21 protein-coding genes are annotated in these 23229 nt (G+C 66.0%); 11 read left to right on the top strand and 10 right to left on the bottom strand.

Features of this window, described 5'->3' with window-relative positions:
• Positions 1 to 199: 199 nt before the first annotated feature.
• The 6 genes from POF53_RS23225 to POF53_RS23200 form a co-directional block, all read right to left on the bottom strand.
• Positions 200 to 763, bottom strand: coding sequence for a nucleotidyltransferase family protein (locus POF53_RS23225; RefSeq protein ID WP_203652394.1), 564 nt, complete (start codon positions 761 to 763; stop codon positions 200 to 202).
• Entirely contained in the window at positions 760 to 1731 is a 972-nt protein-coding gene (locus tag POF53_RS23220) for an XdhC family protein (RefSeq protein WP_232855521.1), read from the bottom strand. The genes POF53_RS23225 and POF53_RS23220 overlap by 4 nt, the downstream gene beginning before the upstream one ends.
• 3 nt (positions 1732 to 1734) lie before the next feature.
• Positions 1735 to 2946, bottom strand: a complete 1212-nt coding sequence (locus POF53_RS23215; RefSeq protein WP_203652392.1) for a cytochrome c — start codon at positions 2944 to 2946, stop codon at positions 1735 to 1737.
• 2 nt (positions 2947 to 2948) lie between these two features.
• Positions 2949 to 3551, bottom strand: a complete 603-nt coding sequence (locus POF53_RS23210; protein WP_498969617.1) for a (2Fe-2S)-binding protein — start codon at positions 3549 to 3551, stop codon at positions 2949 to 2951.
• Positions 3481 to 6312, bottom strand: a complete 2832-nt coding sequence (locus POF53_RS23205) for a xanthine dehydrogenase family protein molybdopterin-binding subunit (protein ID WP_254464118.1) — start codon at positions 6310 to 6312, stop codon at positions 3481 to 3483. Before POF53_RS23205 ends, POF53_RS23210 begins: the two co-directional genes overlap by 71 nt.
• Positions 6313 to 6676: 364 nt before the next feature.
• Positions 6677 to 8020: an OprD family porin gene (locus POF53_RS23200; protein ID WP_232855523.1), complete on the bottom strand. Its 1344-nt coding sequence runs from the start codon at positions 8018 to 8020 to the stop codon at positions 6677 to 6679.
• Positions 8021 to 8299: 279 nt separating this feature from the next.
• Between POF53_RS23200 and POF53_RS23195 the strand changes: the two genes are divergently transcribed.
• Entirely contained in the window at positions 8300 to 8623 is a 324-nt protein-coding gene (locus tag POF53_RS23195) for a DUF2790 domain-containing protein (RefSeq protein ID WP_186733182.1), read from the top strand.
• A 1-nt stretch (position 8624) separates the two neighbouring features.
• Here the strand turns inward: POF53_RS23195 and POF53_RS23190 are convergent, their stop codons facing one another.
• A complete protein-coding gene (locus POF53_RS23190; RefSeq protein WP_232855524.1) occupies positions 8625 to 9779 on the bottom strand; it encodes a GGDEF domain-containing protein in 1155 nt (384 codons plus the stop codon).
• Between the two features lie 120 nt (positions 9780 to 9899).
• Complete coding sequence (locus tag POF53_RS23185) at positions 9900 to 10784, bottom strand: LysR substrate-binding domain-containing protein (RefSeq protein ID WP_203652388.1); 885 nt, start codon at positions 10782 to 10784, stop codon at positions 9900 to 9902.
• 104 nt (positions 10785 to 10888) lie between these two features.
• On the opposite strand from POF53_RS23185, the gene POF53_RS23180 reads away from it, so the two are divergent.
• The 10 genes from POF53_RS23180 (at position 10889) to POF53_RS23135 (ending at position 21610) form a co-directional block, all read left to right on the top strand.
• Positions 10889 to 11845, top strand: a complete 957-nt coding sequence (locus POF53_RS23180; RefSeq protein ID WP_232855525.1) for a DMT family transporter — start codon at positions 10889 to 10891, stop codon at positions 11843 to 11845.
• Between the two features lie 196 nt (positions 11846 to 12041).
• Positions 12042 to 12878, top strand: a complete 837-nt coding sequence (gene yghU / locus POF53_RS23175; RefSeq protein WP_203652386.1) for a glutathione-dependent disulfide-bond oxidoreductase — start codon at positions 12042 to 12044, stop codon at positions 12876 to 12878.
• Between the two features lie 129 nt (positions 12879 to 13007).
• On the top strand, positions 13008 to 13616 hold the full coding sequence (locus POF53_RS23170; protein WP_498969613.1) for a hypothetical protein: 609 nt from the start codon (positions 13008 to 13010) through the stop codon (positions 13614 to 13616).
• A 16-nt stretch (positions 13617 to 13632) separates the two neighbouring features.
• Positions 13633 to 14217, top strand: a complete 585-nt coding sequence (locus tag POF53_RS23165; RefSeq protein ID WP_203652385.1) for a hypothetical protein — start codon at positions 13633 to 13635, stop codon at positions 14215 to 14217.
• Between the two features lie 185 nt (positions 14218 to 14402).
• The gene (locus tag POF53_RS23160) at positions 14403 to 16118 is read left to right on the top strand and encodes an amidase (protein ID WP_498969611.1); all 1716 of its coding nucleotides are present in this window, start codon (positions 14403 to 14405) and stop codon (positions 16116 to 16118) included.
• A 231-nt stretch (positions 16119 to 16349) separates the two neighbouring features.
• Positions 16350 to 17036 (top strand): helix-turn-helix transcriptional regulator, encoded by a 687-nt coding sequence (locus tag POF53_RS23155; RefSeq protein ID WP_498969609.1) that lies wholly within the window; start codon positions 16350 to 16352, stop codon positions 17034 to 17036.
• Between the two features lie 15 nt (positions 17037 to 17051).
• Positions 17052 to 17966 carry a pyridoxal-phosphate dependent enzyme gene (locus POF53_RS23150; protein WP_203652382.1) on the top strand — a complete coding sequence of 305 codons (915 nt, stop codon included), beginning with the start codon at positions 17052 to 17054 and terminating at the stop codon, positions 17964 to 17966.
• A 311-nt stretch (positions 17967 to 18277) separates the two neighbouring features.
• Positions 18278 to 18892 (top strand): TetR family transcriptional regulator C-terminal domain-containing protein, encoded by a 615-nt coding sequence (locus POF53_RS23145; RefSeq protein ID WP_498969607.1) that lies wholly within the window; start codon positions 18278 to 18280, stop codon positions 18890 to 18892.
• Between the two features lie 345 nt (positions 18893 to 19237).
• Positions 19238 to 20335, top strand: a complete 1098-nt coding sequence (nspC, locus tag POF53_RS23140) for a carboxynorspermidine decarboxylase (protein WP_498969605.1) — start codon at positions 19238 to 19240, stop codon at positions 20333 to 20335.
• Between the two features lie 30 nt (positions 20336 to 20365).
• The gene (locus tag POF53_RS23135) at positions 20366 to 21610 is read left to right on the top strand and encodes a saccharopine dehydrogenase family protein (protein WP_028691662.1); all 1245 of its coding nucleotides are present in this window, start codon (positions 20366 to 20368) and stop codon (positions 21608 to 21610) included.
• Positions 21611 to 21651: 41 nt separating this feature from the next.
• Here POF53_RS23135 and POF53_RS23130 read toward each other — a convergent pair whose 3' ends face one another.
• Positions 21652 to 22368, bottom strand: coding sequence for an HvfC family RiPP maturation protein (locus POF53_RS23130; RefSeq protein WP_203652379.1), 717 nt, complete (start codon positions 22366 to 22368; stop codon positions 21652 to 21654).
• Positions 22361 to 23194, bottom strand: coding sequence for an HvfB family MNIO-type RiPP peptide maturase (locus POF53_RS23125; RefSeq protein WP_498969602.1), 834 nt, complete (start codon positions 23192 to 23194; stop codon positions 22361 to 22363). Before POF53_RS23125 ends, POF53_RS23130 begins: the two co-directional genes overlap by 8 nt.
• Positions 23195 to 23229 lie beyond the last annotated feature (35 nt).

Here is a 23229-nt window from a genome sequence, read left to right as displayed (position 1 = left end):
CGGCAATGAGGGTTTTCCCTCAATGGCTGTCCGTGGCATCGGTACAAAGTCCCGGTGTAGGAGCGGCCTTGTGCCGCGAAAGGGCTGCGGCAGCAGCCCCAGCGATATTGATGGTGACTCGGAGCCTGGGGCCGCTTCGCGCCCCTTTCGCGGCACAAGGCCGCTCCTACACCGGGACCGCAAAATGGCTCAGGGCAGTCTAGTCGAGCGCAGCGGGTGTATCGACGTCGCGCAATACACCTGCGTCGTCTACCTCGACCACCTGCAACTGTTGCCGATGCCGTTGCAGCACCGAACGCGCGCCCTCATCGCCGGCCATCAGTGCGAGTTCAGGCCAGTAGTTGCGCCCAAACAGCACCGGATGCCCATTCTGCCCCAGATGACGCGGCACCACGATGACCGCAGGGCCAGCGCTTGCGATCAACCGCCGGAAGGTTGCGGGCAGAATCCACGGCATGTCCCCCAACAGGATGGCGACCGCCTGCGCCTCGCTGTCGCCCAGCGAAGCGGCGCCCGCCGCCAGGCTATGGCCCATGCCCAGTCCGGCCTCGAGGCTATGGACAATTCGGCAGCCCGCCGGCAACCCCAGATCCTCGCCCCGTTCGCCAGCGCGCAGCACCACGCGCACCTCGTCGAACGCCGCCAGGGCGCGCTCGACGCTATGCTGCAACAGGCTGCGACCATCGCCCAGCGCGGCCCGGCGCTTGTCCGCGCCGAAGCGCGAACCCTGGCCGGCCGCCAATACCAACGCGACGACGCTCACAAAGCCTCGCGGGCGATGCCGCTGCGGGTACGGAGGATATCGGCGAGCACCGCCAGGGCGATCTCCGCCGGCGTCTTGCTGCCCAGGTTGAGGCCGATGGGGGCATGGATGCGCGCCATCTCGGCATCGTCGAGCCCGCCGATACGGCGCAGGCGTTCACGGCGCTTTTCCGAGGTGGCGCGCGAGCCCATCACGCCGATGTAGAAGGCTTCGGTATGTACCGCTTCGAGCATGGCCAGGTCGTCGATCTTCGGGTCGTGGGTGAGCGCCACCACCGCCGTGTCGCGGTGGCAGCCACCGTTGGCGATGAACAGCGAGGGCAGTTCCCGACGGATTTCTATCCCGTCGAGCACCACGTTGTCCATCACCTCGTCGCGAGGGTCGCACAGCACCACCTCGAAGCCCAGGCCCTTGCCGAACTCGGCGCAGAAGTGCGCGACGCTCGAGTAGCCGGCCAGCAACAGGCGTTGGGCGGCGCCGACGCGCAAGCGCACGAACTCGCCGCCCTGCTCCACCCGTGGCCCCTGGCTGTGGTCATCCAATACGCGACGTTCGCCCGTGCGCAGGTCGACCTCGCGCAGCAGCCGGCGACGGCCCAGCAAGGCCGCCTCCAGCTCACCCAGGTGTGCCTGGGTCGCGCAGTCGCCCGGCAGGTTCTCCACCAGCACATCGAGGATGCCACCGCAGGGCAGGCGGATGTTGCCGCGGGTGTCGCTGCCGTCGCCATAGCGCACCACGGCGACGGCAGCGGCGAACTCGTCGGCGGCGACGCGTTCGAGGAAGTCCTCCTCGACGCAGCCGCCGGACAGCGAGCCGACCCAGTGCCCCTGGTCGTTGACCGCCAACAGCGAGCCCGGCGCGCGCGGCGCCGAGCCGTAGGTGCAGAGCACCGTGCACAGCCACACGCGCAAGCCGTCACGCGACCACTGCGCCGCCTGGCGCACCACCTGCAGGTCGAGATGCTGCACGGGTCAGTCCGCCTTCAGCTGGGCCAGCTGCTGGGTGGTCAGGTCGCCCGGCAGGCCGCCCCAGGCTTCGCGCAGGTAGTTGACCATATCGGTCAGCTGCCGGTCGTCGAGCTTGTCGGCGAAGCCCGGCATCGGCTGCATGCGCTCAAAACCGGTGAACTGCTGCTCGCGGATGCCGTCGACGATGGCCTTGACCAGGTTGCGCGAGTCGGCCTGGCGCAGCACGGTGTTACCGCGCATGGCCACGGCGATGTGCGGCTTGCCCTCGCCCTCGACACCGTGGCAGCCGGCGCAGACGTTGAGGTACTGCTGGCGGCCGCGCTTGGCGCTCTCGCCCATGGTTTCGTGGGCGACCGCCTGCACCACCTTGGCCGCCGGCGGCTGGTCGCCGAGCAGGTAGGTGGCCATGGCCGCCAGGTCGCTGTCCTGCAGATGCTGGGTGCTGTGGTGCACCACCGGGTACATCTCGTTGAACATGCTGCCCTGGGCGCTGACCCCGTGCTTGAGGAAGGTCGCCAGGTCCGCCTGGTTCCAGCCGCGGTCGGCCAGGTCCTGGGCCAGCAGGCTTGGTGCCAGGTAGCCCAGCAGCAAGCCGCCGGTCAGGCGCTTGTCCTGCTGCAGCGCGCCAATCGGATTGCGCGGGGTGTGGCATTCGCCGCAGTGGCCGAGCACCTCGACCATGTACTGGCCGCGCTTCCACGCCTCGCTATTGCCCTTGCCCTCCTCCAACTGCACGCTCTTGCCATACAGCAGGTTCCAGCCGATCAGGCCGGTGCGTACGTTGAACGGGAAACTCAGGCTGGTTTCCGGGGCCGGACGGTTGATCGGCGCCACGCTCATCAGGTAGGCATGGATGGCGTCGGAGTCCTCGCGCTTGACCAGGTGGTACGAGGTGTACGGCATGGCCGGGTAAAGGTTAGCGCCGTCCTTGCGCTTGCCCTCGGTGAGGGCGGCGAAGAACTCGTCGCTGCTGTAGTTGCCGATACCGTACTGCTTGTCCGGGGTGATGTTGGTGCCGTAGATGGTGCCGAACGGCGAATGGATCGGCAGGCCGCCTGCATACGGGGCGCCGCCTTCGGCGGTGTGGCAGGCCATGCAGTCGGCGGCGCGGGCGAGGTATTCGCCGCGCTTGATCAAGGCCTCGTCCGCCGCCTGGGCGTTGAAGGTGACCAGTGCGCCGATGGCCAGGGCCAGGCTGCTCAGAACGCGCGTCATGCTCAACCCTCCTTGACCAGGCCGAGGTCACCCAGCACTTCGCGGGTCGCCTCGTAGTAACGCACGTAGCCGGTGCAGCGGCACACATGGTGGCCGAGGCTGGCCTCGATGGCGCCCTCCAGCTCACTCTGCTTCAGCGGCTTGCGCTGGGCCTTTTCCACCAGCACCGTGGCGGCGTTGACGAAGCCCGGCGCGCAGTAGCTGCACTGGAAGGCGAAGCGGTCGACGAACTTCTGCTGGATCGGGTTCAGCTCGCCGGGGTTGCCGGCTTCGTCGAGCTTGGCGTGGCCTTCGATGGTGCGGACTTTCTTGCCCTCGAAGTAATGCGCGCCGGTGATGCAGGTGCGCACTTCCTCGCTGGTGCCGTCGGGATTGTCGACGATCACCACGCAGGCATGGCAGATGCCCTGGCCGCAGCCAAGACGCGAGCCGGTGAGGTTCTGGTATTCGTGCAGGAAGTCGATCATCGCCAGGTCATCGGGGACCACTTCGGTGACGACAGGTTGACCGTTGAGGGTCAGTTGCAGCTTGCGGTCAGCCATTGAGGGCCTCCTTGACTCGGGCGGGGGTGATGGGCAGGTCGCGCACGCGCTTGCCGATGGCATGGGCCACGGCGTTGCCGATGGCGCCGACCACCGGGATCATCACCACTTCGGCGATGCCCTTGGACGGGTCGGTCGGCGACAGCGGCGGCAGGATCTCCGAAGTCTGCTTCCACACCGCCACATGTTTGGCCATCGGCAGGCGGTAACGGTTGAAGTTCCAGTCGCCCTCGCCCGGGCCACCCTCGTACAGCGGCATTTCTTCCAGCAGCGCATGGCCGATGCCCATGGCGATACCGCCCTCGAGCTGGCCCTTGACCAGCTCCGGCACCAGCACCCGGCCGCACTCGACCCAGCTGTGGTGGTTGAGCACCGTCACCTCGCCGCTGCCCTTGTTGACCTTGACCTCGACGATGGTCGCCACCGGGCTGTAGTAGGTGACCATGGCGTTGTTCAGCTGGGTGGCCGGGTACTCGGCGTTCTGCCGGTCAAGCAGGTGGAAGCCGGCGCTGTTCATCTGCGCCTTCTTCGCGTTCACCGCGCCGTCGCCGTACTTTACCGCCACGGCATCGAGCGGCAGGCGCTCGCGCACGCCGTCGATGACGTAGTCGGCCTCGGCCCAGCTCCAGCGGTTGAAACCGTGCACGCTGACACCGGTGACCAGGCCCATCTCATGGGCTTTCTTGGCCAGCGTGGCGAACGGGATCGGCGCCAGGCCGTTGCCGGTCAGCTCACCGTTGACCCACACCGCGTTCTCGCGGCGCACCACCAGCGGGTTGGCCTGACCGCCATACGGGCCCTGGCTCCACAGGGCCATGGCCGCCGGCCACAGGCCGTGGTTGAACAGCACGCGGGCCGCTTCGCGGGTGGCGTGGCTGAAGTAGAACGCCGAGTTGGTCGCCGACGACGGCGAAGCCAGCTTGCCGACCCAGCGCGGGTTGCGCAGCGCGGCGTCCTGCTCGGCCTGGCTGATCAGGTAGGGGTTGCCGCTGGTGGTCAGCGCCAGCTCCGGCCATTCGGTCTGGGCGGTCATGACCTCGTCGGCGACACGGCCGAGGAAGTCGCTGACCACCAGGGCCTGGGAGGTGGACATACCGGTGCCCAGTTCGGTGCCGATATGGCGCAGGCTGATACGGCCGTCAGCGGTGAACTCGACTGCCGCCATCGGCGCCTCGGAGCCGGTGCCGAAGTCTTTCTGGGTGATGGCAAAGCCCACGCCGTACCAGTTGTCGTGGTCCTTGGCGTCTTCGGCCTGCTTGCGCGCCTGGCGGTTCTTCCACCAGTCGTGCGCGGCGGCCTTGTCGAGGATCTCGTGCAGGCGCAGGGCACCGGCGGGCACCGCGCCCTGGGTGTTCTTCATGCCCGACTTGAGCGCGTTCTTGCGGCGCAGCTCGATGGCGTCAACGCCCAGGCGGTCGGCGATCTCGTCGACCATCATCTCGGTGGCGGCCATGCTCTGCAGGGTGCCGTAGCCGCGCATGGAGCCTGCCTCGACGCCACGGGAATGGTAGGCGGTCACCGACAGGTCGTTCTGCGGCATATAGTAGATCGACTGCGCCGCGGTGGCGCCCACGGCGGCCACCGACGGGCTGTAGTTGATGCGCCCGCCGCCGTCGACGCTCATGTCGGCGCGGAAAATCTTGAAGCTCATGTCCTTCTTGTCGACGGCCAGCTGGTAGCGGATGTCGAACGGGTGGCGCTTGATGCCACTCTGGAACTGCTCATAGCGGTCGTTGGCCAGGCGGATCGGCACGCCCGCGCCGTACAGGGCGGCGACGGCGGCGTAGAACACGAAGATGTTGTTGTCCTTGGAGCCGTAGCCGACGGTGTAGCCCGGGTGCATGTTCAGGTGCTTCAGGCCGAAGCGCGACGGCTTGATCATGTGCACGCATTCCTGCGCCACTTCGAACGGGCACTGGGTGGCCACGACGAAATGCAGGGTGCCGGTGGCCGGGTCGAACCAGCCGTTGCCGTTGTCCGGCTCGAGGGCCGCGGGCTCGATCGACGGGGTCTTGTAGCGTTCGTCGAACAGCAACCAGTCTTCCGGCGGCTGCTTGAGCTGCTCGTCGATGCGCTGGGCGTAGAACATCCCCTGCTCGGTGAGGGTGCCGTGCTGCTTGGGCTCGGCGGTCCATACCGGCTTGCGCGCCAGGATGGTGGGGAACAGCATGGTGTTCTTCAGGCTCGAGTATTCGTCCTCGTCGAACGGCGTCTTGCCGCCCACGCGCACGAAACGGAAGCTGCCGTAGGGGTCGCGCTGGTACAGCGGCGCCTGGGCGCCATAGCGGATTGCCTGGTCGTTGAACTGCAGCTTGAGCTTGGCCTTGCGGAAACGCTCGAAGTCGTTCCAGATCAGGATCGCCACCGGGTGGCCGATGAACATCGGCACCTGGCCCGGCGGCAGCAGCGGGTCCGGCGAATGGGCTTCGGGCCAGGCGATGCCGTCCTTCTTCAGGTCGTCGGCGGTGACGATACGGTCCGGCTGCAGCTCGGCGCCCAGCAGCGACAGGTCATGGCCTGCGTAGATGCGGTCGGCCTTGGTGGCCTTGAGCAGCATGGCGTGGCCCTGCTGCTGCGGCCAGCCGGGCATGTCCTTGGCGCGGATGTCGCGGGCGAACACCTTGTTGCCACAGACCTTGGACAGCGCGTCGTTACGAAAACGCGCCTTGCCGTCGTGGTTCATCCACTTCTGCGGCGAGGTGGTGACCTTGTTTTCCATCAGGGCGGCGAAGGCCTGGCTGCCGAGCGGCGCCAGGGTCACGCCGACACCGGCGATCAGCCCGCCTTGCAGGAACGAACGCCGGGAAATATCACGGTTGGACATGGTTGATCCTCTGGGTAGCTCTTGGGCTGCCCATGCTTTTTCTGGTGCTTGAGAAACTGGGAGGGCGCGCACGATCACAAAAACTGACTGCGAAGTCAAGTTGACGATCGTAGGGTACCTCTGCAAGTCAAGCAGACAACTTGTCGCGGGGTGGGGCCTTCGATTGGATAGGGCCCATGGCGAGGGCAAGCGAGGCATCGCTACTGCTTGGCACGGGCGTTGCCCGTGATCGCGGGACAAGCCCGCTCCTACAGGTGGGGGGGCGAAATCGGGGGCAAAAAAAAGACGCCTCATTGGAGGCGTCAAGACATTCACCTGTAACCAAAGGAGCACGTGGGCTTCTCAAGGTGAATTCGGGAAATGCTCAGAGGATCGACAGGGGGTACTCGACGATCACCCGCACCTCGTCCAGGTCCGATTCAAAGGCCGTGGCCCGGGTGGTGGCCTGGCGCACGCGCAGCGACAGGTCCTTGGCCGCGCCGGTCTGCACCACGTACTTGACCTCGATGTCGCGCTCCCAGCGCTTCTGGTCGGTGAGCGGGTCGCCGTTGTCATCGCGGCGCATGTAGTAGGCGTTGGCGTGGCTGTAGTCGGCGTCGCTGCCACGGCCATAGCGGGTCATGAACGACAGCCCCGGCACCCCGTAGGCGGCCATGTTCAGGTCGTAGCGCAGCATCCACGAACGCTCCTTCGGCGAGTTGAAGTCGCTGTACTGGATGGAGTTGTCGAGGAAGATCGAGTCGGACTGGCGCAGGTAGTCGAAATCGTCGTCGCCGTTGTTGCGCTGGTGGGTCAGCGCGACGGTGTGGGCGCCGTAGCGCACGCCGAGCTTGGCGCTCCAGATGTCGTTGTCGAACTGTCCCAGGCGCTGACGCCCTTCATCCTTGGCATTGTAGAAATTGAACCCGCCGATCAGCGCCAGGTCATCGGACAACGGCCAGGTCACGCTGGTGCCGGCGTAGTACTGGTTCCACACGTCCTTCAGGCGGCTGCCGAACAGGCTCACGCTGACGTTTTCGTTGATCGCGTAGTCGCCGCCGCCGTAGGCGATCCATGGCGAGTCCACCGGGCCGCCGTAGAAGGTCACGAAGTTCTCGCGCAGGTCGCTGGACACCGGCTGGCTCATGGCGTGCAGGCGCCCGGCCTGCAGCGTCAAGCCTTGCAGGCTGGTGTTCTCCAGGGTCACCCCGCGAAAGCTTTCCGGCAGCAGCCGCGAGTCGCCGGCAGCGACCACCGGGTTGACCGGGAACACATCGCCCACCCGCAGCACGGTGTCGAACAGGCGCACCTTGGCCGCGCCGCCGACCTTGCTGTATTCGTCGCGGGCCTGGCCATCACGGTCCACCGGCAGCACGTCGAACGAACTGCGCCCGCCGTTGCGCCCGCCACCGGTGTCGAGCTTGAGCCCGAGCATGGCGAAGGCATCCACGCCGACGCCCACCGTGCCCTGGGTGAAACCGGATTCGAAGCGGGTGATGATGGCGTGGGCCCAGGCTTCGGAGTAGCCGTTGTCGCTGGCCTTGCCGGGGTTGTAGGTGGGCGCGCGACCGTCGCGATGGTCACGGTTGAAATAGTAATTGCGGTTGAGCACGCTCAGGCGGCTGCCCTCGATGAACCCTTCCTGCTGCTCTTGCGCGGCCCAGGCTGCCGGGCCGAAGCCGGCCAGCGCCACCAGGGCGGCCAGGGAAAGTGTTGGATTGCTTGTCATCCGTTGCTCCTTCGATTGCGGCTGTTCTTGTTGTCGGGCCTTGGCGCTGGAGCGTCCCTGGTCTGGCCAGATGCGTGCGCACCCAGCCCCGTTGGCCGAGCCTGATGCTCGCCGCTGGCGGATAACGGGAAGGTGATGGGGGGATTACAATCGTGTCATTCGCGGCCGTGGGATCGGCATCCCCGGCCACCTTTCATATCTGTAACTCGGGCGTCATGCCGCTGTCGGCTGCCCGTCGCTAGCGTGGACTGCGAAACGAACCTTTCGGAGACACGCACCATGCTACGACCGACCCTGATCGCCGCCCTGCTGGCGCTTTCCCTTTCGGCCCAGGCCACGGGCTTTTCCAGGCTGGACAACGAGCAGCTGCTTGAAGACCACCAGCAGGCCGTGGCGGCCTACGCGGCGCAACGCGCCAAGCCGATGCCGGAGATCGTCGACTATCGCTATGGCATGAAGCTCGACGTCGCCCGCCTCGTGCGCCAGTCGGGCGACCCGCGCACCTGCGAGGTGGTGCCCCGGCTGATGACCTTCGAGGACAGCCAGGGCACCCTGCGCACCGTGCGCTATTCGGTGCAGTCGCAATGCATCAACAACAAGTAGCTCAGCCGCGCAGCCCGTCCACCAGCTGCAGGCTGTTGCGCCCGCCGCGCTTGGAGGCGTACAGCAGCACGTCGCCCTGCTCGATCAGGGCCGCCAGGCTGGCCGGTGGCCGGTCGAACAGGTTGGCGCCGATGCTCAGGGTCACCGCTTCGGGGGTGCGGAACAATTGCTCGGCCGTGGCCTGGAACTGCCGGCGCAAGGTATCGGCCAGCTGTTCAATGGCCTGGCGCGACGCATCACCCAGCAGGATGACGAACTCGTCACCACCGAGGCGCGCGGCGATCGCCCGCTCCGGCAGCAACGCCCGGATCATTTCGCTCAAGGCCACCAGCAGGCGGTCGCCGGCGGCATGCCCGTGCAGGTCGTTGACCAGCTTGAAGTGGTCGATGTCGATCAGCAACAGAGCACCCGGACGTTGCGGCGAGACCTCCTTCAGCAAGTTCGCCGCCCGCACCTCCAGGGCGCGACGGTTGTACAGCGCGGTCAGCGGATCGCGCGCGGCCAGGCGCTCGATGCGCTCCTCGCGGCGGTAGCGCACAGTGCCGGTCATCGACAGGGCGATCAGCATGATCGCCATGGCACCCTCCACCAGCGACGCCTGGATGATCTGCCCGCGGAACGCCGTGAGGTCGATCAGCGTCCCCGGCAGCAGCGCCGGCAAGGTCTTGGCCAGGTAGAACAGGCCATGCAGCAGCAGGATGTAGCGCAGCTGGACCGCCCCCACGCTGAGGGACTTGCCGTGCGGGCGCAGCAATGCACTGGCGTACAGGGTGAAGCTGGCGACCAGCAGCGAGTTGACCACCAGGAAAGTCTTCGACCACAGCGGCCATTGCGGCAGCAGCAACAGGCCGAGCCAGAGCAGCGGCGCCAGGTAGCAGGCCCGTGACAGGCGCGCCTCGGTGAAGCGCGAAACCCCCAGTAAAAACAGCCAGTGGGCGGCGACCAGCATGCCATTGGCGAACCAGATGCCGATGAACAGATAACCACTGCCGCGCAGCAGGGCAAGCGAGGAGCCGACGCTGATGGTGGCGAAGCTGGCGCTCCAGCACAGCAAGGAAGACTCGCGCACACTGATCCATTCCACGGCCAGGTACAAGGCGGCGACCGCGGCCAGGGCAATGGAGAGGGTCAGCAGGGTGGAAGCGTCGAACGCCATGGGTGGGAGTGGCCTGTGATTTACCGTTCAGAGCGCTGATTGTATGTGCTCGACAGCGTTTGCACAGGTACATTTGATATCCAAATGATGGCATTTCGACGCGCAACACATCCGTCCGCGCTATTGCCCGGAAAGGAAGCTCACCAGCTGCCGCCCATGGGAGCTCAGCGCCTCCCAGCCACGAAAGCAGATGCGCAGTTCCAGGGTCGCCCAGCGCTCCTCCAGCGCCACCCGGCGCACCGCCAGTTCCTGTTCGGCGCGTACCGCGGCGGTCTCGGGCAGCATGGCGATGCCGGCGTGCTGGGCCACCAGCTGGGCGATGGCTTCGAAGCTGGGGGCGCGTACCCGCACCTTCAGCGGCATGGCCAGGTTCATCGCCAGCTCCTCGACGAAACGCTGCATGGCGCGCTCGGCCGGCAGACAGACGAAGGGAAAACCCAGGGCGTCCGCCAGGCGCAGCTGGCCACGCCCGGCCAACGGGTGATCGAGCGGCACCAGCAGCACCAGCCGCTCGGTGCGAAACGGCAGCGACACCAGGCCATCATTGACCAGGTTGCCGTCGTACACGCCGATCTCGCACTCACCGGCCAGCACCACCCGCAGCACATCGATGCTCTTGTGCTCGACCAGTTGCAGGTCCACCTCCGGGTAGTCGGCCAGGAACGGCCCGAGCACCGCCGGCAGCAAGGTGCTGTTGGTCACCGTGGAGGCCGCCAGGTGCAGGGTAATGCGCCGCTGGCCGGCCAGCTCGCCGAGGGTGTCATGCAGCTTCTGCGCCTCGCCCAGCACGCCGCGCGCCGACTCCAGCACCAGGCGCCCGGCGGGGGTCAGCTGCATGCCGTCGGCCTTGCGCAGGAACAGGGTCAGGCCACAGCGCGCCTCGAACAGGCGCAGCCGGGTGCTGGCGGCCGACACCGCCACCGGAAAGGTCGCCGCCGCCTTGCTCAGGCTACCGGTCGCGGCAATGGCCGCGAGCAGGCGCAGGTCCACGAGATCGAAGTGCATCGAGGCTTCTCCAAATCAGAACGCCATGTTCGAGAAAAAGCGATTCTAGCCTGCCTGCGTTCTGCGCAGAATAAGCCACGCCCCTTTGCCGTCACGGACCTATCATGACCCGCCTGCCCGCCCCGCTCCACCGCGCCCTCGCCAACGGCAGCCTGTATGCCGTGCTCGCGGCCCTGGGTTTCAGCTTCAAGGCCATCTTCGTCAAGCTCGCCTATGCCGCCGGCCCCGTGGACGCCATCAGCCTGCTGGCGCTGCGCATGGCCTTGTCGCTGCCGCTGTTCGCCTGGCTGGTGTGGGCCAGCCGCGGCCAGGGCGGAGCGCCGCTGAGCGCCGGCGATGGCCTGCGGGTCGCCCTGCTCGGCCTGTTCGGCTACTACCTGGCCAGCCTGTTCGACTTCTATGGATTGCAATTCATCAGCGCCGGCCTCGAGCGCTTGATCCTGTTCACCTACCCGACCCTGGTGCTGGTGATCCAGGCCGTCGTCCAACGCGAACGCCCCACCTTGCGCACGCTGGCGGCCATGGGCCTGTGCTACCTGGGGCTGGGCATCGCCTTCGTGCATGACATCGGCAGCGCGGGCGGCGGCAACCAGGTGCTGGTCGGCTCGTTGTGGGTATTCGCCAGCGCGGTGACCTATGCCCTGTACTACTCCGGTACCGGGATGATGCTCAAGCGCATGAACTCGATGCGCCTGGCCGGCCTGTGCGGCAGCGCCTCGTCGCTGATGGTGCTGGCCCACTACCTGCTGGTGGCGGATGTCGCGCCGTTGCTGCAGCTGCCGAGCGCGGTGTGGCTCAACGCGGCGCTGATGGCGTTGTTCTCCACGGTGCTGCCGATCTACTGGGTGGCCCTGGCGATCCAGCGCATGGGCCCCACGCACACGGCGGCGGTGGGCAACCTGGGGCCGGTGCTGACCATGCTGGCGTCTTGGCTGATCCTCAGCGAGGCGGTCTCGCTGTACCAGGTGGCCGGGCTGGTGCTGGTGTTGTTCGGGGTGTCGCGGCTGAAACCTGCGAAAAAGCCCGCGCCCCAGCCCGCAGCCCCTGCACGGACCGTGTAGGAGCGGCCTTGTGCCGCGAAAGGGCTGCATGGCAGCCCCGGCGATTGATGCATCAACGCTGAAACCCCGGGGCCGCTTCGCGCCCCTTTCGCGGCACAAGGCCGCTCCTACACAGAGCATGTCGCGCTTGTGACTATTGGCGAATCCATGGCATAGAAAGCAGTCCACCTGCATAGCGCCATACTGGAGATTCCCCATGAGCAAGCCCTACGTTCCGCCCAAGGTCTGGACCTTCGAGGCGCCCTCCGGCGGCCAGTTCGCCAGCATCAACCGTCCGGTGGCCGGGCCCACCCACGACAAGCCGCTGCCCACCGGCAAGCACCCGCTGCAGCTGTACTCCCTGGCCACGCCCAATGGCGTCAAGGTCACCATCCTCCTGGAAGAACTGCTGGCCCTCGGCCACGGCGGCGCCGAATACGACGCCTGGCTGATCCGCATCGGCGAGGGCGACCAGTTCGCCAGCGGCTTCGTGCAGGTCAATCCCAACTCGAAGATCCCCGCCCTGCTCGACCGCGGCGTCGAACCGCCGGTGCGGGTGTTCGAGTCCGGTTCGATCCTGCTGTACCTCGCGGAAAAGTTCGGCGCCTTCCTGCCCAAGGACATCGCCACGCGCACCGAAACCCTCAACTGGCTGTTCTGGCAGATGGGCTCGGCGCCTTACCTGGGCGGAGGTTTCGGCCACTTCTACGTCTACGCGCCGGAAAAGTTCGAGTACGCCATCAACCGCTTCACCATGGAAGCCAAGCGCCAGCTCGACGTCCTCGACCGCCGCCTGGGCGAAAGTGCCTACCTGGGCGGCCCCGAGTACAGCATCGCCGACATCGCCGTGTGGCCCTGGTATGGCCAGCTGGTGCGTGGCAACCTGTACGGCGCGGCGGAGTTCCTCGCGGTGCACGAATACCCGAACGTACAGCGCTGGGCCGAAACCATCGCCCAGCGCCCGGCCGTACAACGCGGCACCCGGGTCAATCGGACCTGGGGCGAGGAAGCCAGCCAGGTGGCGGAACGCCATTCGGCGGCGGACCTTGCCTGATATCGAACGGGGTCGATTGCCGGCCCTGCTCCCAGGGCGATATCAATTTAATGGCATCGCATCCTAAAGTTCCCTGCGACGCGGCCGTCATCCTGCTCAGATTTCACACCTGTGCAAGGAAGTCCCACGTTGAACACACTGCTGCGAGCCGCCACCCTGGCGGCTCTGCTGTCCATGACCGGTTGCATTTCCTATAACGTTACCGGCCCCGTCGGCACCCCGCCACACCCTGCCTCGGTCACCAGCCCACGCACCGCGCAGATTGCCGACGTGGTGGTGTCCGCCCCCGGCATCGACGAAGCCACGCGCACCACCATCAGCCGCTCGCTGACCAGCCAGCTTGGCCAGTACGTGGAAAAAGGCGGCTACTTCAAGGCCATCAGCGAGTACCCCACTCGCCTCGACGAGCAGGACGTGCTGCTGAAGTTCGACATGACCTCCCTCAAGGGCCGTCGCGCCCCGCACCCGGGCTACTTCCCCGGCGCCCTGCTGACGCTGACGCTGTGGATCTGGGTCAATGGCCCGATCTATGTCGACAGTTTCGATGTCGCCGGCGACCTGGTCATCGTCGACCGCAACGGCAGCGAGCTGGCCAGGGCCAAGGACCAGGTCAAGCTCGAGCGCAATGTCGGCCTGTATGGCCGCGAATACTGGGCACCGACCATGGGCTCGAAACAGCTCAACCAGCTGGTGACCGAACTGATGGACACCGCCACCGTGCAACTGGCCAAACGTTGAAAGAAGGGATCACCCCATGAACGGCTTCAAACACCTGCTGCTGCTCGGCGCACTGCTGCTCGGCGGCTGCGTCTCCTACTCCACCGGCGACCTGCCCCCGGTCGGCACCTGGCCGCCCAAGGCCAGCGTCGAGGCGGTCAAGCCAAGTGCCTACCTGCGCAGCACGTCGCTCTTCAAGGCCAACAACAACCCGGCCACCGCCGCCGCCGGCGCCCAGGCGCAGATGTGGGAAAAGACCCTCACCGAGACTTACCAGGAGTCCGGACGCTTCACCCAGGTGACCACGCAGAAAGGCACGGCCGACCTGTACGCCGAATCGACCCTGACCAACCATGAGCAGTTCGTCGTGGCCTCGGCGTTCATCACCGGCTTCACCTTCTTCATCGTGCCGTCGACCGCCAAGAACACCTTCACCCTGGAGACCGTGTTCAAGGACAAGGACGGCAAGGAAATCGGCCGTGTCAGCAAGAGCGAGTCGGTGCGCACCTGGATGCAGCTGGTATTGATCGTCGGCCTGCCGTTCCAGGCCGATACCCGCGACGTGGTCCGCGAACTGGCCCGCAGCACCCTGGACGAGGCGGTACAGCGCAAGTTGCTGTAATCAGCAAAGCCCATCGATAACGGGGGAGCGGCGGTTCGCCGCTCCCCGGTTATTCAGCCCTGCCCCGCAAGCGCCTGAATGCCGCGCTGCAACGAAGCATTTCGCCACTGCATGCCTGCGCCCATCGGGACCTTCTTGCTACACTCGCGCCATGATTTTTCCACCTGCACAACTGTGGTGACAGCATGATCGAGGTAACCGAGGTTTCCATTGCCGAGCTGCGCGACGCGCTCGAGTCCGGCCGCACGACCGCCGTCGAACTGGTCAAGGCCTACCTGGCGCGCATCGACGCCTACGATGGCAAGGACACCGCCACCGCACTCAATGCCGTGGTCGTGCGCAACCCTGATGCGCTCAAGGAGGCCGAAGCCTCCGACGCCCGCCGCGCCCGTGGCGAAACCCTCGGCCCGCTGGACGGCATTCCCTACACCGCCAAGGACAGCTACCTGGTCAAAGGCCTGACCGCCGCCTCCGGCAGCCCGGCGTTCAAGGACCTGGTCGCTCAGCGTGACGCCTTCACCGTCGAGCGCCTGCGCGCCGGCGGCGCCATCTGCCTGGGCAAGACCAATATGCCGCCCATGGCCAACGGCGGTATGCAGCGCGGCGTCTACGGCCGCGCCGAGAGCCCGTACAACGCCGCCTACCTGACCGCGCCCTTCGCCTCCGGCTCGTCCAACGGCGCCGGCACCGCCACCGCCGCCAGCTACAGCGCCTTCGGCCTGGCCGAGGAAACCTGGTCCAGTGGCCGTGGCCCGGCCTCGAACAACGGCCTGTGCGCCTACACCCCGTCGCGCGGGGTGATCTCGGTGCGCGGCAACTGGCCGCTGACGCCGACCATGGACGTGGTCGTGCCCTACGCCCGGACCATGGCCGACCTGCTGGAAATCCTCGACGTGGTGGTGGCCGACGACGCCGACAGCCGCGGCGACCTGTGGCGCCTGCAGCCCTGGGTGCCGATCCCGGCCGCCTCCAGCGTGCGTCCGCAGTCGTACCTGGACCTCGCCGTGGGCGCCGAGTCGCTCAAGGGCAAGCGCTTCGCCGTGCCACGCATGTACATCAACGCCGACACCGAAGCCGGTACCTCGCAGAAGCCTGGCATCGGCGGCCCGACCGGCCAGCGCATCAACACCCGCGCCAGCGTGATCGACTTGTGGAAGCAAGCCCGCCAGGCGCTGGAAGCGGCCGGTGCCGAAGTGGTCGAGACCGACTTCCCGCTGGTGTCCAACTGCGAGGGCGACCGCCCGGGCGCGCCGACCGTGTTCAACCGCGGCATCGTCAGCAAGGAATTCCTCCATGACGAACTGTGGGAGCTGTCCGGCTGGGCCTTCGATGACTTCCTGCGCGCCAACGACGATCCCAAGCTCAACCGCCTGGCCGATGTCGACGGCCCGCGGATCTTCCCCCACGACCCGGGCACCCTGCCCAACCGTGAGGACGACCTGGCCGCCGGCATGGACGAATACGTCAACATGGCCAAGCGCGGCCTGAAGACCTGGGACCAGATCGCCACCGTGCCCGATGGCCTGCGCGGCCTGGAAGCCACCCGCAAGCTCGACCTGGAAGACTGGATGGACGCCCAGGGCCTGGACGCGGTGCTGTTCCCCACCGTGGCCGATGTCGGCCCGGCGGACGCCGATGTGAACCCCGCGTCGGCGGACATCGCCTGGAGCAACGGCATCTGGGTGGCCAACGGCAACCTGGCGATCCGTCACCTGGGCGTACCGACCGTGACCGTGCCGATGGGCGTGATGGCCGATATCGGCATGCCGGTGGGCCTGACCTTTGCCGGCAAGGCGTACAGTGACAACAATCTGTTGAAATTTGCTGCCGCCTTCGAGTCGACCGGCTCGCGTCGCATGATCCCGCCGCGCACGCCCAAGCTGGCGGACCCACAAGGCTGAAGTACCGGCCACATCCTGTAGGAGCGGCCTTGTGCCGCGAAAGGGCTGCATAGCAGCCCCAGGTTCAGTGATCAGGCAAAGATCGCCGGGGTCGCTGTGCGCCCCTTTCGCGGCACAAGGCCGCTCCTACAAGGATCGCGCAAGGCTTGAGGGGGCGTGATCAACGAGCACGCTGGTAAAACTCAACAAATCATGCAAATATCAACTTTATGTTGATATTTGCATGATCCCATGACCCTCCTCGAAGAACGCCAGCTCACCCTGACCATCCTCAAGGCCACCCTGCAGGCCCTGGGCAGTGTCGTCCCACGCAACGTCGAAATCCTCCTGCACGACCTCGATCACCCGGAGCGCTCGGTGGTGGCGATCGTCAACGGCCATCTCTCCGGCCGCCGGGTCGGCAGTCCGATTCTCGCCGCCCCCGAGCAGGACCAGGGCTTCAAAGCGCTGATGCAGGCCTCGGCCGACCAACAAGGTTGCGCGCCAGTGGTGCTGCCCGACTACCCCACCACCCTCAAGGGTCGCAGCCTGCGCAGCGCCACGGCGATCTTCCGTGATCGCAATGGCCACCCCTTCGCCAGCCTGTGCGTGAACACCGATGTCACCGGCCTGGACGCGGCCATGGCCTTTCTCCAGCACTTCCAGCCACTGGGCGCCACACCGGCGGCGACCGACGAGGCGGCCGACATGACCGCGCTGATGGCCGGGATCATCCAGGATGCGCTGCAACGCAGCGGCCAGGGGCGGATGAACAAACAGGCCAAGGTCGAGGCCGTGCGCATCATGCAGGAGCGCGGCCTGTTCATCGTCAAGGGTGGCGTGGAGAAAGCCGCCGAGGCCCTCGGCGTGACCCGCTATACCGTCTACAACTACCTGGAGCAGCTGCGCGGCGAACCCGCCACGGCTGCCCGCGACTGAACCCCGGAGCCCATCATGCCGCTGCACATTCCTACCCCACTGATCGAATCCCGCCCGCTGTCCCTGAGCGCCGGCCGCCCGGTGTGGCTCAAGCTCGAAGCCCTGCAACCGTGCGGCTCGTTCAAGCTGCGCGGCGTCGGCCATGCCTGCGAGGTCCACCATGCCCGCGGTGCCCGGCATTTCGTCTCGTCGTCCGGCGGCAACGCCGGCCTGGCGGTGGCCTATGCCGGGCGCAAGCTCGGCGTGCCGGTGACCGTGGTGGTGCCCGAGACCACCACCGAACGGGCCAGGGAACTGCTGCGCCTGGAAGACGCCAGCGTGGTCGTGCGCGGCAGTTCCTGGCAGGAAGCCAATGAACACGCCCAGACCCTGGTCGGCGCGGACGACGCCTTCATCCACCCGTTCGACGATCCGCTGCTGTGGACCGGCCACGCCAGCATGATCGACGAAGTCGCCGCAGCAGGTTTCAAGCCCGACGCAGTGGTGCTTTCGGTTGGCGGCGGCGGCCTGCTCTGCGGGGTGGTCGAGGGCTTGCAGCGCAACGGCTGGCACGACGTGCCGGTACTGGCGGTGGAGACCGATGGCGCGGCGTCGCTGCATGCCGCCATGGCCGCCGGACATACCGTGGAACTGCCGCGCATCGCCTCGGTGGCCACTTCGCTGGGCGCCAAGCGGGTCGCCGAGCAGGCGCTGGCCTGCACCCGCCAGCAGCCGGTGCTCAGCCACCTGGTCAGTGACCGCGAAGCCCTCGACGCCTGCGAGCGGCTGCTGCGCGACCATCGCCTGCTGGTGGAGCCGGCCTGCGGCGCCGCGTTGGCCCTGCTCGAACACCCCGAGGCCATGGCGGCCTACGGCAATGTGCTGGTGATCGTCTGCGGCGGCGCCACCGCCACGCTGGAGCAGATCCGCGCCTGGCGAGCGACCTGCTGATTCGACACAGACCCGTTCTGCTGGAACAAAACCTAATTTTTGATCCAGGGCAAGCCCGCTCTCATGGAACAAAACATAATTCTTTGATTTGACTGGGTAGCGTGGGAGCGGGCTTGCCCCGCGATGCGGTGTATGGCACCGGCTTCGCCGGTGTTCGCGGGTGAACCCGCTCCCACAGGGATAACAGTTCCCTGCGCGACAGCGTAGCCCGAAGGGCTGGGTGATCTGCGCACAGGAATCCGTGCTGCTATCGGCGAGCACGCCACCGCTATATACTTTTGAACATACCGATTCAAAAGTACGTGTTTGCCATGCCCAGTATCCGTGACCGCAACCTGCAACTGATCCTTGCTGCCGCCAGCGAAGAGTTCGCCGACCACGGCTTCGCCGCCGCCCGGGTCGATGACATCGCCGCCCGCGCCGGCCTGCCCCGGGCCAATGTGTTCTATTACTTTCGCAACAAGCGCCTGCTTTACGCAGCCGTGCTCGACCTGGTGATGGAGCCGCTGCTACGCGCCGCGCGCAGCCTGGTGCCGGACGCTCACCCCGAGCAGGCCCTGCCCCGCTACTTCAAGGCCAAGGCCGAAGTGGCGCGGCGTCATCCCGGTGCCGTGCGGGTATGGCTCAAGGAAATGCTGCATGGCGCCCGGCAACTGCCAGGCGAGCGCGCCGAGCTGCTGCAGCAGAGTGCCCGGCAGACCCTGGCCTGCCTGGCACAGTGGATGGACCGGGGGCTGATCGTGCGGACCGCGCCGGAGCATCTGCTGCTGTTCCTCTGGTCCACGTCGCTGGCGACCTTTCGCTTCGGCATGGCCCCCGGCAGCTCGGGGCAGATCAAGCCAACCCACGCATCCACCCAGGCCCAGGCCGACCTGCTGCTGCGCAGCCTGCGCCCGGAACCATGGCCATTGGGCAGGATCGCCTGATCGCTATATCAATAAAAATATAACGACTATCTTACCTGCAAAGCATTGAATGATCGCTCTCTTCCCGCGCTCATCGGATTCTCGCTGCGCCCGGGAACAGCCGATTACGATAGTCACATTCGTTTGTTCAACTTGCTGTTGCCCCAGCAGGAAAAGGCTGTCGGTCGGCCATCGCGGCGCGGACCGGTCCGGCACCAGGGAAGGCACAGCCGCGGGCCTGATGGCGCTTCGCCAACGAAGTGCGCGCGCAACTCGGACGAAATGCGCCTCGCGCCCTTTCGTAGCGCGGCAAGTGAAGGCACAATGCGTGTCCTTTTTTTGGCCGGCCTGGCCGGGGGCCTTTAAATGATCAAGACGCCGTACTACCTCATCGATAAACAGAAACTGCTGGGCAACATGGAAAAGATTGCCTATGTGCGCCAGCAGTCCGGGGCCAAGGCCCTGCTCGCCCTCAAGTGCTTCGCCACCTGGTCGGTGTTCGACCTGATGCAGCAGTACATGGACGGCACCACCTCGTCCTCGCTGTTCGAGCTCAAGCTCGGCCGCCAGAAGTTCGCCGGTGAAACCCACGCCTACAGCGTGGCCTGGGCCGACGATGAAGTCGAAGAGATGCTCGAGAACTGCGACAAGATCATCTTCAACTCCATCGGCCAGCTCGAGCGCTTCGCCGAGCAATCCGAGGGCAAGGTGCGCGGCCTGCGCGTCAACCCGCAGGTGAGCAGCTCCGACTACCTGCTGGCCGACCCTGCGCGCCCATTCAGCCGCCTGGGCGAGTGGGACCCGGAAAAGATCGAGAAGGTGATCGAGAAGATCTCCGGCTTCATGTTCCACAACAACTGCGAGAACGGCGACTTCGGCCTGTTCGACAAGATGCTCACGCACATCGAGGAGCGCTTCGGCCACCTCCTGCACAAGGTGGAGTGGGTCAGCCTCGGTGGCGGCATCCATTTCACCGGCGAAGACTACGCGGTGGACGCGTTCTGCGCGCGCCTGAAAGCCTTCTCGGAAAAATATGGCGTGCAGGTCTACCTGGAGCCAGGCGAAGCGGCCATCACCAACAGCGCCTCGCTGGAAGTGACGGTGCTCGACACCCTGTACAACGGCAAGCACCTGGCCGTGGTCGACAGCTCGATCGAGGCGCACCTGCTCGACCTGCTGATCTATCGCCTCAACGCCAAGATGGCGCCCAACGACGGCGCGCACACCTACATGGTCTGCGGCAAGTCGTGCCTGGCCGGCGATATCTTCGGCGAGTATCAGTTCGACAAGCCGCTGCAGATCGGTGACCGCCTGTCGTTCGTCGACACCGCCGGTTACACCATGGTCAAGAAAAACTGGTTCAACGGTCTGAAAATGCCGTCCATCGCGGTCAAGCAGCTCGACGGCAGCGTCGAGGTGGTGCGCGAGTTCGGGTTCGACGACTACGTTTCGAGCCTGTCGTAAGACAGGCTTTCATGAAGGAGAGAAGCTGAATTGAAGAAGAACGTTCTTATCATTGGTGCAGGAGGTGTCGCCAAGGTGGTGGCCCACAAGTGCGCACAGCATAACGACGAACTGGGTCGTATTGCGATTGCGTCACGGAACATCTCCAAATGCCAGGCCATCATCGACAGCGTCAAGGCCAAGGGTAGCCTCAAGGTACCCGCCGACATCCAGGCCTTCTCGCTCAACGCCCTCGATGTCGAGGCGACCAAGGCACTGATCCGCGAGACCGAATCGCAGATCGTGATCAACGTTGGTTCCGCCTTCCTCAACATGTCGGTGCTGCGCGCCTGCATCGATACCGGTGTCGCTTATCTTGACACCGCGATTCACGAAGAGCCGGGCAAGATCTGCGAAACCCCGCCCTGGTATGGCAACTACGAGTGGAAACACCTCGAGGAATGCCAGCAGAAGAACATTACCGCCATTCTTGGTGTCGGCTTCGACCCGGGTGTGGTGAACAGCTACGCGAAACTCGCGCAGCAGCAGTATTTCGACCGCATTGATTCGATCGACATCCTCGACGTCAATGCCGGTTCCCACGGCAAGTACTTCGCCACCAACTTCGACCCGGAAATCAACTTCCGCGAGTTCACCGGGCAGGTGTGGAGCTGGCAGAACAGCCAGTGGACCAGCAACACCATGTTCGAAGTCAAGCGTACCGACGACCTGCCGGTGGTGGGTTCGCAGAACCTGTACCTGACCGGCCACGACGAGGTGCACTCGATCTCGAAGAACCTCAACGTGCCAAACGTACGTTTCTGGATGAGCTTCGGCGAGCACTACATCAACGTGTTCACCGTGCTGAAGAACCTCGGCCTGCTTTCCGAGCAACCGGTCAAGACCGCCGAAGGCCTGGAAGTGGTGCCGCTGAAAGTGGTCAAGGCCGTGCTGCCGGATCCGGCCTCGCTGGCCCCGGGCTACACCGGCAAGACCTGCATCGGCGACCTGGTCAAGGGCACCAAGGATGGCCAGCCGCGCGAAGTGTTCATCTACAACGTGGCTGATCACGAAGAAGCCTACGCCGAGACTGACAGCCAGGGCATCTCCTACACCGCCGGCGTGCCGCCGGTGGCCGCCGCGCTGCTGGTCGCCCGTGGCGAGTGGGACGCAGGGCGCATGGTCAACGTCGAGGAGCTGCCGGCCGAGCCGTTCCTCAAGGCGCTGGACGTGATGGGCCTGCCGACCCGCGTCAAGGATGAAAAAGGCGATCGTCCGTGGGACGCTGAAGCCTAAGCTGCACGACGAAGGGGCGCCAGATGGTGCCCCTTCTGTTTTTACGGCACCGCGCGCTGCACGGTCCCGACAATAATGCCCTGCTCGCGCAATTGACGCAGCAGGTGCAACCCCTCCTGCAGATGCTGATCGCCCAGCGCGCGCAAGCGCTCGCGGCCGGTGCCGGGCAGGCCCATCAGCAGCTGCCAGGCCAGCGGCGCCAGGCGGGCGAAACGTACCTGCAGGTCGGCGTCGCGGTAGACCAGCAACAGGGTAGGCTGCTCCGGCGCTTCGCTTGGCTGGTGGTCCGGGCCGATGCGTTCCACCGGCCAACGGTAGGCCAGTACCCGCGCCACACACGACAGCAGCGGCTCGCCTTCGAGCAAGTCGCCGCCCGGATCGTGCGGCGGATCCTCGGCATCGCTCAGGTACAGCTGCGCCTCGATCCATTCATGGTGCGCCAGTTCCAGCTGCCAGGGCGTATCGGGCTCGATACCCTGCAGGTAGTCGAGGAATGCCTCGGCGACTTCGGTGAACAGTGGTGTCTGGCTGCGGTAATGGGCGTAGAAATCACGCACCCGCGCATGCCAGCGCTGATCGCCCAGGGTCCGGCACAGCACCGGGAAGCTACCGGCCAGCAGTCCTTCGATGGCGCCGTAGAACAGCTCGCGATAGACCTTCAGGCGCCGTGCCTCGATGCCGGGCGGCGGCGGGTTGGCGGCCGGGTCGCGCAGGTGGCGCGCCAGGGTGAACTGCTGGGTGCGCAGGGTCTCAGTCATGGCCTGGCGCTCCGTGGGCACGTTGCAGGCTGCGGATCCGCGCCGTTTCAGCCAGCAGTTCGGCCAGCGGCGGGTAATTGAAGTCGCGCTCTAGCACGGTGGGCTGCGTCCCGAAGCGTCGGCAGGCGTCGGCGAACAACGCCCAGACATCCTCCTTGACCGGCGCGCCGTGGGTATCGACTTTCAGGTCCGGTGCCTCGTCGTAATGACCGGCCACATGCATGCTCACTACCCGCTCGCGAGGCAGGCCGGCAAGGAAGGCCCGTGCGTCGTAGCGGTGGTTGCAAGCATTGACGAAGACGTTGTTCACATCCAGCAGCAGGTCGCAGTCGGCCTCGTCAAGCACGGCGCGGACGAAGTCCAGTTCGGGCATCGCCTGGTACGGCGCGGCGTAATAGCTGATGTTCTCCACGGCGATGCGCCGGCCAAGTACGTCCTGGACCTGGCGGATGCGTGCGGACACATGGTGGACGGCCTCTTCGGTGAAGGGAATCGGCATCAGGTCGTAGAGATGGCCGTCGTCTCTGCAATAGCTCAGGTGCTCGCTGTACATCCGCACCTGGTGGCGGTCGAGGAACTGTCGGGTGCGCTCGAGGAACCTGCGGTCCAGCGGCGCGGTACCGCCCAGTGACAACGACAGGCCATGGCAGGCGATGGGAAAGCGTTCCGCCAGGCGCGCCAGGCCCTGGCCGAAGGCGCCGCCGACGCCGATCCAGTTTTCCGGGGCGCACTCGAGAAAGTCCACCGCGCCCGCCTCCATCGTCAGCAGGTCGGACAGCAGGCCACGGCGCAGGCCGAGGCCGGTGTGCAATTGGGGTTGGGGCATGATCGGAGGGCTCCGTGGGGCGTTGAACGGCATCG

The sequence above is a fragment of the Mitsuaria sp. RG genome (genome assembly GCF_028369275.1).
Classification (GTDB): domain Bacteria; phylum Pseudomonadota; class Gammaproteobacteria; order Pseudomonadales; family Pseudomonadaceae; genus Aquipseudomonas; species Aquipseudomonas peradeniyensis.
This window is presented reverse-complemented; position numbering and strand designations above follow the sequence as displayed.